We start from the raw sequence: 1,377 nt of genomic DNA on the forward strand, positions 1-1,377 counted from the left end.
AGGCACAAGGCACAAGGCACTGGCAAACCTATGTCTTAAATTTATCAAATAATCCTATTCGACGAGTTTTTGCACGAAACTCATTTATATCTTCCAAATCATTATCAAAATTAACCAAAAAAATCTTGTTGGTACTGTTATTAATACTGCATTCATTGAATTTGCAGGCATTAACTAGCAAAATAGGTCGAATAAATAATAATCATAGCGATGCAATAGTTCTACCTTCAACGATGTTTATCAACTACGTAAAGCCGAATCTACGATATGGTGAGATGGCTGCTGCTGGTTGGGGGATGAACCACGCAGGTCCACCTAACATATGGGATCCTAAGGAAGGTTTTCTTGTTCAGGCAACTAATCCATCTGATTATGGACTTAATTTTCCAACTACGGGCTTAGATGGTTTATATTTTGATTTAGGTATTGAAGGTGGAGATCCAAGTCAGTTGACTTGGTCTGTTGAGACGGAAGGAGATATAAAAGCAACGGTGAGTTGGAGGAGACCAATCCAATTAGGTGACAGTGATATTTGGATTCCTCTGCATCAGAAATATAACCCTGATTATTATGTTACGCGGGTAACATTACATGGTCCTAGTGCAAGTCCTAATCAGATAAATTCAGATTCTCCTAGCCGACTGAAAGTTCCATCTTTACCACAGACATTTGAGTTGGTGGGAAGAGATGGTCGTGGCAATGAGGTGAAGTATGGATTTGTGCTAAAGCAGTGGTTCGTTACTCGTCGTTTGGACCATTATCTTATGGAGCCTTTTAAAAAACAATCAGCATGGTGTGGTAATTTGGGTTATAGAATGCCACGGGTAAGCGATTTAACCAATGCGAAATGCGGTACTATGGAGGGAATGCCGTTTCTATGTGACACAGATAGTGCTAAACCGCCTTCAATAGGTAATTATTATCAACGACAAATTGGTGCTGGACTTCTTGCTGAATGGGGTGTTGTGGGTGATTATGGCGAAAAACCCTCCCCCGTGCCAGTTTTATGGACGAGTGACTTCTATTTGGTTATGGATCAAGGCTCGGTTATGGATTTTATGGGGCAGGGTAAAGATTTTATTGCTCATATGATTATGAGTGGTCAGGCTGATTTCCCATATCCTGTTATTTGCACCACACTTTATGAATAAGGGCACGGGCGTTTATAGTGTAAATAGAGGTAATATAACCAAGCATGCAGCCTGTGAGTTAGTTGGGACGCTGAACAGGCAAAGGCGCCTTTTGTTATTAAACAGCGGTTTCTAAACCACTGTTATTAAATAACAAAAGCGCTTTTATTAAAAAGCCAAATTCAACGTAATAAAAAACTAGCCTATAAACGGTTGATTTTATTTAAAAATAAAAAATCCAATAAAA

General features: G+C 39.1%; 1 protein-coding gene. It reads left to right on the forward strand.

The features are described 5' to 3' along the window. Positions 1–1,151, forward strand: a 1,151-nt coding sequence (locus tag B9N71_RS13080) for a hypothetical protein (RefSeq protein ID WP_167370099.1), incomplete at its 5' end; no start/stop codon positions are given. Positions 1,152–1,377: the final 226 nt, after the last annotated feature.

The organism is Gilliamella bombi, assembly GCF_900103255.1.
Classification (GTDB): domain Bacteria; phylum Pseudomonadota; class Gammaproteobacteria; order Enterobacterales; family Orbaceae; genus Gilliamella; species Gilliamella bombi.